The sequence below is a fragment of the Paracoccus sp. R86501 genome (genome assembly GCF_042466435.1).
Lineage (GTDB): Bacteria > Pseudomonadota > Alphaproteobacteria > Rhodobacterales > Rhodobacteraceae > Paracoccus.
Genome location: NZ_JAXHPZ010000001.1, coordinates 1,633,701 through 1,651,460, shown reverse-complemented (window position 1 = coordinate 1,651,460; position 17,760 = coordinate 1,633,701). Strand labels below are relative to the sequence as shown.

Below are 17,760 nucleotides of genomic sequence, written 5' to 3'. Positions count from 1 at the left end.
AGAATCTTGCTGGCCCATGATATTGCGATCCTGTCCAACACAGGCTGCCAATGCCCTTTGTCGGCCTAGGTCAGGTCGCTGTCTGGTGCCGGGCCGAAGGGTTCATGTCTACTATGCGGAAGCGATTTGCACGGATGTTGCAGGGGTGCCCAAGTTTGCACAGATGGCTGGATAATGTCGGCTGGACGGGGGAAGGCATTGCCTCTTGTGCCTAAATATCGCATCTGATTGGCGAGAATTGCACAATTGATGGTATAGTTATGACCCTCCAACTCGCGCCCACTCAAAGTCAGGAAACCCAGTCGCCCGGTCTGGCAGGCAGTGCCGCAGTCGCAAGCCTTGTGGTTTCATCTTCCGAGTTGGCAGAGGTGCAGGCCTTGAATCTGCCGATCACACTTATTGCCAGTTGCGGCTCTGGTGATGAACTTGATTTCAAAGATGAAGATGGCAACAGGCTCAGCTTTGAAACCGTAGCTATCCGGACAACCGGATGCCTGGCGCTATCCGCTGAAGGTGCCGATGAACTTCAGAAACTAAGCGATGTGTGGCAGAAAGCAACGGGCGCCCCGGCACCCGAGGTTTTGACTACGGCCATGGCGGATGCCGCCAAACTGCGAGTTTCGATTCTCGAGTGGCTGGTCGCCCATATAACCGCTGAACGCGGAGCCTCGGCGGTGCGTTCGGCGCGGTTCATGCGCGAACTGGGTATCCTTCGTCGTCAGCATGAAGAGACCCAAGCCGGATTTCGCGATCTGGAGGCTTTCCTTTATCGCAATGTGTCGCAAAAGCGGATTCTGGACATCACGCTGTCGCCTGTTGCCGCCCAGCCTCCGATCGTTTTGAACGGCGGTATGCAGTTGGTTCAGCGATTGCCCGCAACCAGCATCGGCCTCAGTGATGTCTCGCTTTATATTGCCAATGAAACCGCGCCCGCCGATGGGGTACTGCACGTCAGCCTTTCAAGCCCGGACAGTGGTCAGACCCTTGCAATCTGGGAGGTTCCGGCCCAATCCCTTTCACAGGGTTGGCTGCGGCTCTCGATGGAGCGGGCGTTGGGGTCGGATGCGGTGACGGTTTTGCTGCGCGTGGCCTATCAGGGGACTGGTTCGGTCCGTATGGCTGCCTCTTTCCAGCATCCCGAGGAACGATTCCAGCCATTGCTGGACGACCGGCGAAGCGCAAACGTACCGGCCTTGCAGGTCTGGCGGTGGATCGCAGGGGCCAGTGCGCCTTTGGCTGCGACCGCTATCCTGCCCATCGGGGGTCGCAACCGTCTGCGTCGCGTGCTGGGTGAGACCCTGACGATGGCGCGTGATCTGAACAACCTGACCCGGACCATGGAACTGCAACCCGACAGTTCCGCATTGCTGGTCCACGTGCTGGAGGACCGGACCGCAGGCGGCATCCTGTCCGGGGTAGCCTTGCCCGGGGCCCGGCACATCTATGCCGATATCAAGACGTACCACGGCGGCGCGGACAATATCGAATACCGCATCGCCTTGGCGCCGCCTGCGGATCGGCCCCACCAGTCGGGTGATCTGCCTAATTTCGAATCCCGACTGATGTCCGAATGGGTGCGCATGACGCCCTTGGAGGATGGTCAGGTACATCTGGTCCTTCCCGATCCGTTGGACGTGCCCTGTGATGTCTACCTGCTGACCCGTCTGCCCGAAGGTGTTCATAACAACGCATATGGTTGGTCGACATTTGCCAATCTGACACTGCAGTTCTAAGGGGGTGATCAACATGCTCGACAATGCACCCTCGCCTATGCCGCATTCTTCCGCAGCGGTGACCTCGCCCGAGATCGCCGTGGTGGTGCCGATCTACCGCCACTCTGTTCTGTTGTCGGAAGCAATTGACAGCGTCCTGGAACAGCGCGGCGCTGCGCAGATCGCGATCGTTCTGGTGAATGACGGTTGCCCTCATCACGAAACGGATCGTGTCTGCCGTGACTATGCCATGGCATACCCCGACCGCATCATCTATCTGCGCAAGCCCAATGGCGGGCTAAGCGACGCCCGGAACCACGGCATCCGCCATGCCATGAATGCTTGGCCGTCGGTCGAGGCTATCTATATGCTGGATGCCGACAACCGGCTGCGTCCCGATGCGTTAAACAACGCGCTGCAGGCTTTGCACGACGATCCTGCAGCGGACTGGATCTATCCGAATATCGACATGTTCGGACTCCAATGGGCCGGCGATTATGGTGGCGACTACTCACTGCTGGTCCATACAGCCATGAACATCTGTGAGGCGGGCAGCCTTATCCGCCGCAAGGTCTTCGAGGCGGGGGTCTTTTTCGATATCACTTTCATGTCCGGCTTCGAGGACTGGGATTTCTTTCTAACGGCAGCAGAGGCGGGCTTTCGTGGGAAGAACCTCGAGAATTTCGGGTTTCTGTACCGCAAGCGCGCTGAATCGATGTTGGCCGATTCTGAACGCGACGCCGAAGCCATTCGCAGCGCGATGCGCAAGAAGCACAAGGCAATCTTCAGCCCACGTGGCCTGGCACAGCTGGAGCAGGTCGAGGCACCTCGTTATGCACTATATCTCAGCGACTGTGATGAGGTCCTGCTGACCACCGATCCCGACCTGAGTGAGCAGAGACGCATCTCGGTGGCAGAGTTCGAAACGATGTGGTGGCGGACGCAGACCGACAACACGCACCATCACTGTCCGCCCATCCTGGTGGTCACGCATTCTGCCGTACTTGCGCAGCTGACGTCGGCCAAGCTTCTGCATGGACTGTTGTGGACAATGGAGCGTCAACTGGCGCAAAAGCCCTTCGTCGCAGTGGAATTGCAACCACAAGAGGCGGAACGCCTCTCCTGGATCGAGGAAGACGTCCACGGCGGACGTGAATTGAATGCTGCCATCCTGATGGTCAGACCCGGGGTCATGACCGAGATCGTCCGCGACAGTTCGATCAATTGGGCGGCCGGGGTTGCTGCGCGGCCTTGCGCAGTGCCGACCCTCTCCATCGGCTATCAGCTGAACTACCAGTTCTTCCCTGACGGCCAGACGCCGTATCAGGCCGCGGCGCATGATTTCGTCGCACTTTGTTCGCAATTCCGCGCGTCGCCCATGCGCGGTTCGCTTGACATGAACTGGGACTGGCGTCGCCCCGACATCCCTTGGCGGTCCCGCACGCATGAGATCACACGGATCCCGACCCTTGCCAACGCTGCTTATCCCCGTGTTTCGGCTAAGGCCAAGGACGTAGGCTTCGTCCTTCCGCTTGTAGAGTTCGGTGGCGTTGAACGGGTCGCGCTGAACACCGCCCGCGCGATGAAACGTGCCGGATGGCGTCCGCATCTCTTTATTATCGATTCAGATGGCTGCCAGTTTAGCGCCGAATGGCACGATGCTTTCGAGAGCGTGACTTTCTTGGCGGATCGGAATTTCGCGACATGGGGCGGGGCAAGTTCAAGCTATATCGGCACGGACGTCTCCGACTGGTCCCGCCATGGCGACCAACGGGACGCAACGGCGATGTTGGCTTGGCTCGATGTGGTCATCAATTTCCACGGCGGCGCGATTTCAGGTCTTATGGGGCGTCTGCGCAAGTTCGGCGTCAAGACTGGCCTGTCGCTGCACCTGAATGATCACAGCCCGTTCAAGCGTCTGGTCGGCAACACCTATCTAGGACTGGCTTTCGAACATGCCTATGACCTTTTCATGCCCTGTTCCCAACAGCTTGCCGATTGGTGCCATGCCATGGGCGTCCCAGAGGAAAAGATCGTCCCTGTCCTGAACGCGCCCGGCTTCGAACTTTCCGACACATCTAAGGACGCCATCAACGCACGTCATGGCAGCGTTGGGGCATATGAAGGCTTGAAGGTCATATATCTGGGCCGTCTTGATCAGCAGAAAGGCCTTGAACGCCTAATCGGGATCGTCAACCTGTCACAGACAGAAATTCCATCAGTGCAATGGCGCCTGATTGGCAAGCAAGTGGTGGCCGGCAACGGCGCTCGGCTTCCTTCACGCATCCATCGCATGATCGAGCCCGCGCTGACCAACCCCGAGGACCTGGCCAAAGCGCTCGAATGGGCCGACGTCTTCATTCTGCCCTCGTATTTCGAAGGCCTGCCTCTGACCATCCTCGAAGCGATGCGTTCGGGGGTGGTGCCGGTCGCAACCGACGCCGGTGCCGTTTCGGAAGTGGTAAACCATTGGCAAAATGGCGTTGTCCTGTCGCAGGACGATACCGTGATCGAAGCCGTCAAGGCCTTGAGACGAATGGCAAGTGACCGGAAACTGCTGTACAGACTGTCGACACAGGCGCGTCAGGATATGCAGGGGCGCGATTGGGATAGTGCCGTCGCACCGGTGATGGCGCGTCTTGCGGCGATGATGGAGGCGGGGCCGGAACAGCCCTGAGAGGAATAAAAATGCAAGCAAATCTTTACCCGGCTCTCCACGCCCCTCAAGATGGTTATGTGTTTGTTGTAACATATGGGCGTTCTGGATCCACGCTAACCCAGAAGCTATTGAATTCCATCCCAGGGTACCAAATTAGAGGTGAGAACGGCAATATTTTATATCACCTCGCAAGAGCTGCGACAGTTACTTCAACCTGGGAAAATTTTATATGGCGTAGAGAAGATATTAATAAAAGCAAGCAGGAACAAAAAGAATTCTTGCGTGATATCATTGGTACCAGCGGTGATCCTTGGTACGGAGCCGAGCTGGTCAACCCTAACTCCTTTAGATGTTCAATAGCCGATAAGTTCGTATCCGAAATATTAAGGCCAAATAAAGAAACTAGGGTTTCGGGGTTTAAGGAAATCAGATGGCATGAGGATCGGGTCTTTTTCCCTAAATTTCTTAGGTTTATAAAATTCACCTTCCCGAAGTCTAAGTTCATATTTCAGACACGCACTGCGGGGGATGTAGCGAAATCTGCATGGTGGAAGAACAGAAGTCAAAGCGATGTGTTGGAAATGATAGCATCGGCTGATCGTTTGTATGCTCAATTCTCAAAAGATTTTAGTGATTCTTGTTTTACGGTCGAATACGAAAGATACGCAGAAGGGCCTTCATACGTGAAGGAGATATTTGATTTTCTCAACGAAGATCTCGACATCGATTCCGTCGCTAGTATTTTAGGAAATAGGCTTAGGCATGCATGAAATTCCTTCTGATGTAAATCGCCTAATTGATTTTGAGAGTTTAGGCAGTAACTGTGAATTCGGCTTCGTTCAGCGCCATGCGGGCGTCGAACCGGGTGGTTTGTTACGATGGGCGATTAGCCCACCTCAAGCGCTGGCTGAATGTATAAGAAATAGCTTTGAATCGATATATAAATTCGAGAATCTGTTTCCTTCGGCTCCAAGAATGGTCAAAGATAATGGGTCTGGATTGGCGTTTCATACTAGAATGTATTCCACTGATGGAAATTTTGACATTTCCGATTTGGAAGAGCGGAAAAAAATATGGATAGAAGAATCTGGGAAGGTTTTCTATCTGCGTGACAAGCTGAACTCGTTGCTCTCAAGCGGTGAGAAAACTTTCGTATACAAGCGTAATGAGGGAATTTCGCGGGCTGATCTGGGCAACATCGGCGCCGCAATATCCGAGCGCGGGCCGGGAAGGTTGTTGTACGTTGAGTTAGACCCTGACCGGAAACCCGGATCGGTTTATAGGTATGGTGACAATATTCTCATCGGGGTAATTGATGCTTTTGCCCCCTATAGTGCCGCAAACAACGCATCGTATGATGTTTGGAATGAAATATTATCAAATGCGGCGGATTTATAGACCTGACCCTGTCGGTATATGGTTGTTGGTTTCCATTGGATCGCATTCTAGTTGATACAGAGGGAACTACATGCGCGGCGTGATATTTAAGATCTGAGACTACAATCTATGGGGGGGATTGGCAATTCTACGGGCCAATCCCTGATGCTGGGTACCTCCTGTAGTCTCATATGAGCTTTTAAAATTCCTCATGTCCCAGTTCATCCCGCATCTCTGCGACGGCCTTGTCGATCAGGCGCTGTTCGTCGTCGGAAATGGGTGCGGGGGTAATGTTCAGGCGCTCGGCGACCTCGGGGTCCATGTTCAATGTGGCGGCCATCGGGAAGTGGTCCGATCCGATAGGGTCCAACCGCTGCAGCGAGGTCACGGCGATGCCCTCGGTTACGTAAAGCTGGTCGATGGGAAAGCGCAGCCACCAGCGGTTGGCGTCAAAGCTGGCGTACATGCCCCGACCGATCCGCGGGTCGAGGTATTGCCCGACATGCTTGAAACTGCGAGAGGTGTCGGACCAGGCAACGTCGTTGAAATCTCCGGCCACGACCAGCGGTTCGTCGGATGACGATGCGAATTTGGCCGCGTAATAGATCTGGCGGTCGCGTTTTTCGGTATCTTCGCCCGGAACGGGCGGGCGGGGATGCAGGCCCACGAAGCGGAACTTGCGCCCCTCGGACGAGGTCAGCTTGGCAAAAAGCGACGGCGTCTGGTCATCGGTCAAATGAACGATCCGGGCCTCGGAGGCGGTCAGGCGCGTCGCAAAGATCATCCCATAGTAATTGTCCTGCGGCTGGCGGACGACGGTGGTGTAATTGGTCAGGGCCGGCTCCATGGCGTCCAGCCAGGCCTGATCGGTTTCCATCAGCAGCAGGATGTCGGGATCGTACTGACGGATGCGTTCCAGCATCAGGTCGTGGCGGTCGTTTTCCATCAGCACATTGGTTGACAGCACGCGCAGCTGGTCCGGCCCTTCGGCGGCCAGTTCCAGTTCGGGGCTGGCAAAGACGGTGTAGGGAAAGATCCGCGCCACTTGATAGCACAGCGCCGCCGCCATCAACACCGGCACGGCGATGCGCGATGCGCCGGGCATGAACAGTCCCGCCACCATGACCACCGCTGCCGCGATCGCGATCTGCAGCCGCGGAAAGTCCAGCGCCCTGATCCACCAGATGTTGCTGTCCCAGAACGGCAGCGCGGTTACCACCGCAACGACGGCTGCCATGATCCAGACCAGCCCGATCGCCAGAAATTTCAGGGTGAACTGCAATGCCATGTCGTGTCCTTCGGATGATCCCGCCACCTTTCCGATGTAATCCGGACAGGCCCCCTGTGCCAGCGCGCAATCACCCGCAAGGGTAGTTCAGGGGCGCGGGACGGGGTCGCACAGCTTGATGATGCGCACCTGATCGGTGCCGGTCAGGGGATGGTCGGCATAGTCCAGCGCAGGCCAATCGGGCGGTTGCAGTTCCACGCGATCAAAGGCGCGCATCAACCCCGCGCGGGTGCAATCGGCCTGACAAAGGCGCAGCGCCTCGATCAAAGCTGTTGCGGCGACACGGCCATATTGCGCCATGGCACCATCCGTTGCGGTATCGGCGGGGCGGGGATCGGTTGCCTGTACGCAGCGCCCCGGGGCGGGCGGGGTCAGGGCCAGATCGTCCAGTGTTGTCAGGATATCCGCACCGGGTGGCATTTTAGCCAACTGGTCTGCACCCAGCATCATGACGGGTCTGTCCACCGGCAGGGCATCCGTGCCGATCACGGCGATCCGGCCATCGGGCAGGGCATCCGCCAGCCGCATCCGGGTTGTGGGTGGGGCCAGTACGGCCAGTTGCGGATGCCGCGCCGCCATCGCCTGCACTTGGGCGGAAAGACTGGCAAAGGCGCCACGGGTGGTGGCGGGGTCTTCGTCTCCGATCAGCGGGTGCAGGGGAAAAAGGCTGGGCTGACCATCGGCGGGGGCGGGGCGCAAGGCACCGATGCGCGCGAAGCCGGGGTCAATCGAAAGGCGTATTTGGCGGCCGAAGACGCCTTGCGGGGCAAGGGCAGCGATCTGCGCTTCGAACGCCTGCCAGAAGGGTGCCAGCGCAAACTCAGGGGGCGGGCGTTGGAAGGTCACGGCCTGCGGAGTGATGCCTTTGCGCTGTTCAGCGCTGATTTGCGTCAGAAACGCCACAAGCGCCGCGGCATCATGCGGGCTGGCGAAGGCAAGGCGCGGCATGGCCCCGCCAAGCGTCCTGCCATCGGGCGCGATCCCCTGCGTCAGCGCGCGTGCGAATGAAGCCGGCGTATAGCCTTGGGCCTCAAGCGCGGGCCAGTCGATGGCGGGGCCGGATTGGACCTCGGCGCCGCCTTGGGCGTCATGGCCGTGGCAGCCCGCGCAGGATATGCCGCGCGCGGGACGCAGGCGTTGGCCCACCTGGACCTGCAGGCCTGTCCCCGGATCGCCCGCATAGATGGCGCGGCCGCGATCGACTGCCGGATCGGCCTGCGCGGCGCAGGACAGCATCAGCCATATCAGCGCGGCCCGCGCCCTCATTTGCCATGCTGAGCCAGATCCGAGGCGATCTGGAAGATACGCTCGGGCAGCCAGGGATCGGCCTCCAGCCGGGTCATGTGGCGGCCATGGCCGTCGCCCACGATGACGAACAGCTTGTGATCCTCGAGCGGGCCGCCGTCCCATGCGCCCAGCCTGCGCAACAGGGGCAGGATCTGCGACGGCTCTCCGGTCAGGCGCAGCCAGTCGCGGGGGCTGCCGAAGTCGCGATGGCGTTCCAGCAGATCGTCGGGGCGGTCGCGCGCGGGGTCCAGCGTCAGGGTGACCAGCCGGACGGGGCGGTCCAGCTCGTCCCGCCTTTCGTCGATGTCGGTCAGATACAGATCGGCCATCCCGCAAAGTTCGGGGCAGCGGGTATAGGTGAAATTCAGCACAAAGATCTGGTCGCCCACCGCATCGCGAAACCGCATGCGGTTGCCGAACTGATCGGTCACGGGCGCATCGGGCAGGCCCGTGGCGGATTGCGTCATGACCGTGGGGGGCTGTGCGGCGGCCGGAATGGCTGTCGTAAGGATCAGGGCAAGGCTGCGGATCATGGCGTCACCTCAAGCGTGGTGGGGTTGATGGCAAGTCCGCGGGGCAGGGACTGGTCCAGCGCGACGCTGATGATCCCCTGCGGCAGGCTGGCCACGATGGCGCGGTGGCCGCCATCGGGCATCGGCTGCGCCAGCACCTGTTCGCGCCATCCCGTCTGCAGCGATTGCAGGATCAGCGGCATGCGCGCGGGCCAGCTTTGCGCCGTTCCGCGACGGTCCAGCAGTTGCAGGTCGATGGCGCGCCCGTCCTGCATTGGGCCGCCGTCGTGGACGGTCAGTTGCAGCACCATCTGCGATTGCACCGGGCCCTGAACCTCGATCTGCAGGCAGGCCGTGAATCGTCCCGGACCCGCCGAGACGATCAGCTCATGCGGGCCGCCCTGCGCAAGGACCGTGGCCGCACGGTAATCGCCGGGGGCGGTCTCGGTCAGGCCGGCCGACAGTTCCGCCATGCCAAGGGGGCGGGCGCCGCGGATGCGAAAACCGTTCATCGGCGCGGTGGCATTGCCGCTGTCGCGCTTGACGGGAAAGGCGGTGGACAGGCCCGGATGCAGCGCCAGCACCGTCTGGCTGGCATGGCCGCGGGTGGTCTGGATCAGGAAGGGCCCCGCATCGGGCGGCATGTCCGCGACCTTGGGGCCGATCCGCACGGGACGTGCGGCGGCTGGCGCACCACGGCGCGCCTGCTCCAGATCCAGCACCACGACGAAATCTAGGTCCCGCAGGGCAAGGAAGGCGGCCCCTTCGGCAAAGGCGATGTCGCGCAGGGGCTGATCAAGCGGCGCGCGGTTCAGATGCACTGCCTGCACCACCTGTCCCGTCGCCACATCCACGACCGACAGCGCCGAGGACTGCTGCGACCATGCAAGCGCCAGATCGCCTTCGGGTGACGCCGATATGCGATCGGCGGGGGCGGGCAGGGGCGCGGTGATGCGGCGGTCGGCGCCATAGACGACGCTCAGCCGGTCGCTGCCGTCGGTAAAGAACATCGCCCGGGCATCGGGCAGATGCGCGATGTCGGTGGCATCCGGCGGACCCTGCACGGGGGGCGAAAGTCCCGCGCCATCCGCGACGAACCCCGTGCCGCCCTGCGTCAGAACGGCCACGCCCATGAAGCGGCCCAGATCGGCATCGAACAGGGCGGGGCGCAGGGCCAGCACCGGGGCGGGCAGGGTGAACGACGCCCTATCGGGATCGATCAGCCGATCCCCCTGCGCCATCCAGCCATCGGGCGTGACCAGCATCGCGCCGGTCCCGCCGATATCGGGCAGGGCGCGCGGTTGGGTCCCTGCCGCCGCATCCAGCGCAAAGCGCGCGCCTGCGTCATCGGCCAGCACAAAGCCGAAATCATCGGGCAGGGCGGTGATGGCCGTGGGCATCTGCGGCATCCGCACCATTGCCAGCATGTTGGCCGAGGCCAGCGAATGTTCCCAATCCACGATCGAGACCGTCCCGTCGTCATGGCGCACCCCGTAAAGCGACCGCCCCAGATCGGTGGTGCCGCGCGGCAGGCTGTCGCCCGCCAGCGTGTTGGCGCGGGCGGCATCGCGGCACTCACCGTTCGACCGCTCGACCGGGCGGATCCAGCCGCTGAGGTGTTCGTCCGTCACCGGGCGTTCGCTGGCCGGATCGCGCAGCCGGACAAGGATGCGGAAGGGCGTGCCGGCCACGGGCCGGGCCAGCGGCTGATCGTCTAGATCGGCAAGGGTGATCTGGACCCGCGCACCGCCGTCAAAGCCCGGATCAAGCCCCTGCGCCGGGGCTTGCGCGGCGGCCACCGACAGCACCACCCCCGCGATCAGTCGTGAAAGCCGCATGATGTCGCCCCCGTGTCGTCCAGCACGTCCAGAACGCCCCATGCGCCCGAAGCCTCGATCTGGCGCGGCCCGTCGGCCCACAGATAGCAACCCGACCGCACCGGCGCCGCGAATGCCGCCGAGATCGCCTTGCCCGGCGCCAGCAGCGCCGAATGCGGGAAACCGAAGCCCGGCACCAGGTCGTCATAGTCGTTGCCGACGGTGACGAAGGCCCGCTGCCTCGCGCGCCCGCCGGGATGGATGACGCGGATCAGAACCTCTTCGCCCGGAAGTGCCCAGAGCCGCAGCGAATTCGAGGTCAGGCTGTCCCTCTGCGACCGGAAATCGGCGGGGAAGACTTCGGCGTTCAGGTCGCTGTCGGACCCCGGCCCCTGACCCGAAGGGCTGCGCAGCCTGCGATTGAAGGCGGGCGACAGATAGCTGACGGCCTTTTCTCCCAGATCATAGCTGTCGTCGCAGACGATGCAGTTTTCCACGATCGGCAGGAAAGGCCCGTCCGCCGGGCTGTCGATGGCCAGACGCCGTGCCCCCGGCCGGCTGTCCCACAGGTTCAGCCCGTCCTGATAGAACAGCACGAATTCGCGGATGCTGCGTTCGGTGCCATCGGCGTCTTTGAAGCTGACAAGGGTGTTGTCGCCCCGCCCGCGATGGGCCTTGCCGCGGAAGCCCGGACCTGCGGGCAGATATTCGCCCGACCCGCCGTTCAGCGCCGACCGCCCGTCATAGGTCGCGCCCTGCGGTTCCACCACCAGCGACCCGAACAGCCCATGCGGCAGATGGTTGAACAGATCGCCCATCGGCTTCAACGGCACCGCCCCGAAGGCATAGGGGATGGCGCTCAGCGCTGCCGCATCGGGGTCGGGGTGGGATGCGGGCTGCCCCGCGATGCTGGCCCCCAACCCCTTTTCATCCAGCAGGGCGACGGCACAATCGACCGTCATCTGTGCGGCGTTCTCCAGCGTGCCGGGGGGCAGGGGGCGGGCAATGCGTTCGCGTTGCTGGACATGCCCCCAATAGGTCGATCCCAGAATGTGGATGGGGAACTGGCCTGCGCTTGGTTCGCGCGGTTCGGGGTCCTTCATGGTCATGACGTAATAGTCCGGATCATCGCCCCGTAGGATCTGCCGCGCGGTGTCGATCGCGGATGCGGTGCTGCCTTCGATGGGGTCTGTGGCAATGTTCAGCCGACCGCAGTTCTGCAGCGCGTTGCTGACGGGGTTCGACCCGAAATCGGGATCGGTGCTGGCCATCAGATGGTCGATCAGCCGCCAGTTAACGCGCAGCAGCCCCATGTAGTAATCGGCCCGATGCACCTGTCCCGGCGCGACCGATGTGGTGCGGTTCACGCCGAAGGGCAGATGCGCCTCTCCTCCGCGGGTCAGCATCGACAGCGCCGTGGTGAAGGCGATCCGCGCCGAGGGTCGTATGTCCACCCTGTCGGCCTGACGCTGGATGCCGGTTTCGGGGTCGGCCTCGGTCCAGTCCGGTTCAAGGTTCAGCTTGACGATGCGCGGCATGGGCGCATCGCCCAGGCAATCGGCGACGGGGCCGGGGATGCCGTTCGGGGCGTGGCCGCAAGGCTGGTCGGCCTCTGGCGCCATGGCGTTCACGATCGACAGCGACAGGCAATCGCCCGCATTGGCGCGGATCACCATCGGCTGGTCGCGGAAATGCGCCAGCGCCGCGGCGCGCAGGTCCTGCACCTTGTCCATCGGCACGCCCTCCGCCAGCCAGGGGGCCACCAGCGCCTCGGGGACATGGATCAGCGCGAGGCCGTTCGGGTCGCGATAGCCGTCCGCCCAGGAGGCATAGCGCTGTCCCTGCGGCAGCGGCATAGCCACGGCAAATGCCCGGATACGCGGTGCGTTCATCGGGCAATCCATCCCTTGGCGCACGTCGATCTGCCCGCGTCCGGCGCCCGTGGCATCGGCGGTTTCGGGAAGGGGGCGCAGGGCCGTGCGGATCACGCAGTCGTCGCTGGCCGGGTCGCAGGCGGCGGCATCCTCGACCCGCAATGTCTCGTCGCGGGACTGGGGGTTGTCATAGACGCGCATCAGACCCCAGGCCCCGTTCCAGATGGCATCCAGCGATCCGAAGTGGAACATATAGTCCAGCACCGCCGTCGGCCTGTCGCCTGTCGTGTCGCTCTGCACGCGGAACTGGGATGAATGCTTGCTGGGGGCCGCCGGGATCTCGAAGTGTTCCGAGATGCCGACCTCTTGCGCGGCGACAAAGGACTCGACGTTGTCGCACAGCGCCACCAGCCGCGAATGATCGCCCCAGAAGGCGCCGTCGTCGCTGTCGCGCAGCATGCCCCGACGCCAGCGGTCGTGCTGGCGGGCGATGCTGCCGCGCGCGCGGGTCCGGCAACCCTGCGCCCAGGTCACATGCTCCAGATCGTCGGCCAGCTCATCCGAGGTCGCGGGATAGCGCTGGTCGATCTGGCGGCGCCATTGCAGACCCTCCAGCGTGAAGGTGTGCTGGACCTCTTGGGCGCCCTGGATCAGCCGGATCTGCACGCGTTCGTCGGAATAGGTCTCCAGCAGCGGCGTGGCGGGATCGCCGTGGCCGCGGTTGCGCAGGGTGGCCGCATCGGCGCTGCCATCGGCAGGTGCCGGTTCGGCGGCGGGCGCATCGGCGGGTTGCAGTTCCGGCGCGGTGAACTCGGACCGATAGACATGGGACATGTTCCCGCGCGGATCGGCGGATTGGCTGTCGATCGAACAATCCAGCGCCGATGCCGCCGCGACCATCGAGGCATCCAGCGCGGCGTCTTCGGGAACCTCAAGGCCCGGAACGGGTGGGGCATCGGCGGCGGCGGCGGTCGGACCCGCCTGACCCCGGCGCAGGAATTGCAGCACGATGTCGGGCTGGCGCGCCAGGAAGCAGTCGAAGGCGGTGCGGGGGTCCTGATCCTCCTCGGTCATGGCGATGGGGGTCAGGGTTTCGGCGGTCTGGCCGATGCGCAGGGGCACCGGCTCGCCGCGATAGTTCACCAGATAGGGATCATGGTGATCGACCGAGATGCTTTCGGGGCGCGCGGGCGCATTCACCGGACGCGCCATTCCCTGGCCATAGCCCGCGCGATAGCGGACCAGCGCCATGTGGCGGCGCAGGGCGGGAACCTCGGGGTCCTCGATCAGGTCGCGGGCGACCATGGCGGGGGGCGCGTCATGCCCTTCGACCACCTGCAGCGTGCCGTCGATGGTGTCGCGGGCGACATGGGCGGCGCAACGGTTTTCCAAGGCGCCCTCGGGGTCGGTGGCGTTGCGGTGCTGGGCCTCGCAGACCAGCTTGGCCAGACCCTTGGGGCTGGGGGCGTCGATGGGCTCGGATGCGGCCAGCATCGCGCCGGACGGCAGTTCCCCCGCCGCCGCCGCGATATCGTCGCCATCCCCGTCCGTCGGGTCATAGAGCAGCGCGAAATCCGCGATCGCCAGCGCATATTCGCGGTAATCGGGATGCAACTCGTCATCAGGACCGCCGGTGACGACCTTATGCGTGCCGATGCCATCCGTTCCGCCCTCGACCACCTCGGTCGCGTCGGTGGTCATGCAATCGCCATCCCCATCGGCGCGGCCGTTGCAGACTTCCTTCCCCGCCGGTTCGACCACAAGCGCGGAATAGAACCCGTGCTGCTGGATCGAGGATGGCCCGAAGTGGTCGTGCGAAAACACCGTGCGCATGGTCCGGTCGGCCATGGCGGCGGGGTCATCCGGGTCCTCGGGGTTTTCGACCGACAGGATCGGATCGGCGAACCAGCGCTGGATGGTGGTCTGGAACAGATAGGGAAAGCGGCTGCGTTCCAGGTTCCAGATGCGATGCGCGGCCACCGGCTCCCATTCGCAGAAGGACGCGTCCGCCGCCAGATCCGGCAGGTCGCCGCCGTCCGTGGCCAGCGTGGCGCGTACGCGGTCCGCCAGATCGGTCAGGATCGCCTGCGCCTGCGGATCGCCGGTTTCGGCCCATGCGCACAGCCGCGTGGCCAGTTCGTCGGCGGCGAAGGTGCCGTCCTCATAGTTCCAGCCGTTGCCCGACCCATCCGCCGAGGTGACGTCGAATTTGACCAGGTGGATGTGCTGCCCGATGGTGTCGGTGGGCGTCTGGACCTGGAAATCGTCCAGCTCCAGCTCCTTGGGCAGTTCGTTGGTGTGGCGGAACTGGATGCATTCGCCGGAAAAGGCGCGGAAGAAGAAGGGCTCTTCGCGGGCACTGGGGCCAAGGTTCTTGTAGCGGTCGGACTGGCTGGTCAGCACGTTGATGCGACCCTGCGGATCGTGCCAGCCCGCCTTGTTCGTCACGATATCGACCTGCACCGCCGAGGCCGCATAGCGCCGGAACCCCGTCACCGCCGGATCGGGGACGAAATCCTGCCGGTCGGGGTCGAAGGGGTCGCCGCGCAGGGCCATCGCCGCCGTCGGATGGCCGCTGTCGGGATCGTCCGGATCGCGCCCAGCATAGGCGTCGGGCGCTCCGCAGGGGTCGGCGAAGGGCGCACCGGGCTTGGGCGGCGCGCCGTTCACCGCAAATCGCATCGCGGGCGTATCGGCCAGCGGATCGCCGGGTGCTGCGCTGACATAGCCGCCGCGCGTAGCGTCATAGCTGCTGTCGCGGCCATAGGCGTCGCGCAGGACCAACGGGTCGCCATCGGGCAGCTGGCCGTTGTGGTGGAAGGCCATTGCACCGCGTTCCAGCGGCTGGCCGTCGCTCTCCAGCAGCCGGATCGAGGCCTTGGCCAGATGGCCTGAAAAATCCCCAAGCGCCAGCATCTTGGCCGTGGTGCGATACAGCAGATCCTCGACCCGGCGGCGGGTGGCCATGTCGGTCAGCGCGGCGATGGCCATGTCAGCGGTGGGGACGGTGATGCCCAGCTTGCGTTCGGACCCGCCCGTTACGACATGGCGGCGCAGCCCGCCACCCGTGATGCCATCGGTTTCGGCGATGTCCATGGGGGCCTGCGGCGCGCGATGTCCGGCCTGACCCGCGACAAAGAAGGGATAGCCGGGAACGGCCTGCGCCGCCGTCACCGTGCCGTCGTCATCGACATATGTCGGCAGCAGCGGCGCCGCGCGATCGGGCAGGGGGACGATGGCGGGAATGGGGGTGCCATCCGCATCGGCGACGAAGCGACCGTCGGCATCGACCGATCCCTGGCGCGGCTTGATGGCGGTCAGGCGACCTTCGGGATCGCGGTCCAGCAGTTCGGTCGACAGCCCCGGTTCGGCCTGCCCGTCGGGCAGCCGCCGCGATCCGTCTTCGAAGACGTCATGGACGCGCCACAGCTCCCACATGCCTTGGGCGAAATGCGGATAGAGGTGGCAGTGAAAGATCGAATCCCCCACCGTCCGGTTGCGGTTTCCGGACCCCAGGCTTTCCCACCACCCCTGACCGGGGGCGGGCGCATCGGCACCTTCGGGGGGGCGGTAATTCGACAGCCCGCCGTGATAGATGCGATAGGAAAAGCCCTGCCGCGGGGCGACCGTCTGGCTGTCCAGATAGGCGCCGCGCCCTTCGTCATTGCCGCCGAACCACTGGTGCGCATGCAGGTGGAAGACATGGGTCTCCTTCGGCCCCGCGTGGAAGTTCCGGAAGACGATCGGATCGTTCAGATAGGAATGATGCACGTTCGATGGGTCGTCGGCATAGACCTCCAGCAGGGCCGGATCGCCGTTGACCCAGCTTTCCAGGAAGAACTCCTCGTATAGACATTCCATGCAGTCGGCTGCGGGTCCGATGCCCTTGCGGTTGGCCAGGATCATCGCCCCCAGACCGCTGGCGCCATAGTTGATGGCAAAGCCGTCGCTGACACCGGCCAGCTGGGGGAAGCGCTCCAATTCCTCGAAGTTGCGGGTATAGAAGGTCTTCAGCTCATCGTGGAAGACGACCGAGAATTCGCGGAAGGCGGCTTTTCCGTCCTCGGCGACGATGGCGTTCATCGTGTTGTGCACGATCTCGTGGCGGGCACCGCCAAGAGGGGCCAAGATGTTCAGGACCGGCAGGGTCTCGCCATCGACCTGCTGGCGGGCGTCATAGGCCAGCGGGCTGGCGCGGTCGTGGGGCTGGTCGCTGTCCGGGTTCGGCGCCCATGCCGCATCCATCCCCGCGCGCGAGGTCTGGCTGACATACCACTCGGTCGCGGGCCGGTCCGCGGCCTGAGGCTCGACCGTCAGGCTGCCGAACAGCCCATGCGTCAGCGAACCGCCGTCGCCCTCTCCCCCCGAAGGGGCGGCGACCGAGTTGATGAAATACGGCCCCTCGCGTTCGGCGTGCCAGAAGCAATCGACCGGCGCGTCATCCGGTGCCAGCTGGCCCAGCCCCATGCAGATGTCGTCAACCTTGCCCGTGCGCGGATCCTGCAGCGGGCGCAGCCCGTCGATCACGAAGGAAATCCCCCGCGTGCGTGGCCAATCCGACGGCTCGGACCCCAGTTCGGCATCCTGCGCCGCGCTGTCGGCGGAACAGAGCGCCTGAACCAGTGCATCGGTATAGCTGCCCTCGGACCCCTGACGCGTGCCTTGGGACACCAGGTCGCGGATGCCGTGATCGCCGGTGACGCGGTCCTCGCCCTGTTGTCGGCAGAAGGTCTGCGAATAATCGGGCCGGCCCTGCGCATCGTCGAAGCGCAGCAGATTATGCACCCGCACGTGCAGCACATCACCCACGTTCGCGCGCAAGGTCAACGGGCGGGGCCGCTTGCAATCGTGCAGGCGCACCCGTCCGGCGGTCAGATCGTCGCGGCGGGCATGGGTGCCGATGTCATCGGCGCAGGCGGCCAGGATGTCCTCGGGCACCGGCAGCGAGGCGGGCACCAGGTCGCGCATCAGGGCGAAGATCATGCCGAAGGGGTTGTGCGACCCAAAGCGGTTATAGACCAGCATCTGGTCCAGCGCCCCCACCTCGGCGCAAACGACGCGGCGGGCGCGGGTGTCATCGGCATGCAACTGGCTGAAGTCGCCGGGTGACAGGTCGCAAAAGCCCGTCCCGGTTTCAGCGGCTTGGGCTGACATCGCCCCCAGACCAGCCCAGATCACCACCACGAACATGCATACTCTGAACATAACCCGGCCCCCACTCTCAGCCCCCAATC

General features: G+C 63.4%; 9 protein-coding genes. 4 read left to right on the top strand and 5 right to left on the bottom strand.

Translation table 11 applies throughout. The features are described from left to right. Positions 1–260 precede the first annotated feature (260 nt). From SJY40_RS08005 to SJY40_RS07990, 4 genes are read left to right on the top strand one after another with little or no spacing between them, the layout of a single operon-like run. Positions 261–1,733, top strand: coding sequence for a DUF6212 domain-containing protein (locus SJY40_RS08005; RefSeq protein ID WP_378944788.1), 1,473 nt, complete (start codon positions 261–263; stop codon positions 1,731–1,733). Positions 1,734–1,746: 13 nt separating this feature from the next. Then, entirely contained in the window at positions 1,747–4,389 is a 2,643-nt protein-coding gene (locus SJY40_RS08000; RefSeq protein ID WP_378944785.1) for a glycosyltransferase, read from the top strand. Positions 4,390–4,400: 11 nt separating this feature from the next. Then, entirely contained in the window at positions 4,401–5,141 is a 741-nt protein-coding gene (locus tag SJY40_RS07995) for a sulfotransferase (protein ID WP_378944782.1), read from the top strand. Then, positions 5,134–5,769, top strand: coding sequence for a hypothetical protein (locus SJY40_RS07990; protein ID WP_378944779.1), 636 nt, complete (start codon positions 5,134–5,136; stop codon positions 5,767–5,769). The genes SJY40_RS07995 and SJY40_RS07990 overlap by 8 nt, the downstream gene beginning before the upstream one ends. A gap of 178 nt (positions 5,770–5,947) precedes the next feature. Here the strand turns inward: SJY40_RS07990 and SJY40_RS07985 are convergent, their stop codons facing one another. The 5 genes from SJY40_RS07985 to SJY40_RS07965 all read right to left on the bottom strand — a co-directional run bounded on the left by SJY40_RS07985 (position 5,948) and on the right by SJY40_RS07965 (position 17,731). Further along, positions 5,948–7,036, bottom strand: coding sequence for an endonuclease/exonuclease/phosphatase family protein (locus tag SJY40_RS07985; RefSeq protein WP_378944776.1), 1,089 nt, complete (start codon positions 7,034–7,036; stop codon positions 5,948–5,950). Between the two features lie 87 nt (positions 7,037–7,123). Further along, the gene (locus SJY40_RS07980; RefSeq protein ID WP_378944773.1) at positions 7,124–8,302 is read right to left on the bottom strand and encodes a c-type cytochrome; all 1,179 of its coding nucleotides are present in this window, start codon (positions 8,300–8,302) and stop codon (positions 7,124–7,126) included. After that, positions 8,299–8,856, bottom strand: coding sequence for an SCO family protein (locus SJY40_RS07975; RefSeq protein ID WP_378944771.1), 558 nt, complete (start codon positions 8,854–8,856; stop codon positions 8,299–8,301). Before SJY40_RS07975 ends, SJY40_RS07980 begins: the two co-directional genes overlap by 4 nt. Further along, positions 8,853–10,673: a YncE family protein gene (locus SJY40_RS07970; RefSeq protein WP_378944768.1), complete on the bottom strand. Its 1,821-nt coding sequence runs from the start codon at positions 10,671–10,673 to the stop codon at positions 8,853–8,855. Before SJY40_RS07970 ends, SJY40_RS07975 begins: the two co-directional genes overlap by 4 nt. Further along, positions 10,655–17,731 (bottom strand): hypothetical protein, encoded by a 7,077-nt coding sequence (locus SJY40_RS07965; RefSeq protein WP_378944765.1) that lies wholly within the window; start codon positions 17,729–17,731, stop codon positions 10,655–10,657. The genes SJY40_RS07970 and SJY40_RS07965 overlap by 19 nt, the downstream gene beginning before the upstream one ends. Positions 17,732–17,760: the final 29 nt, after the last annotated feature.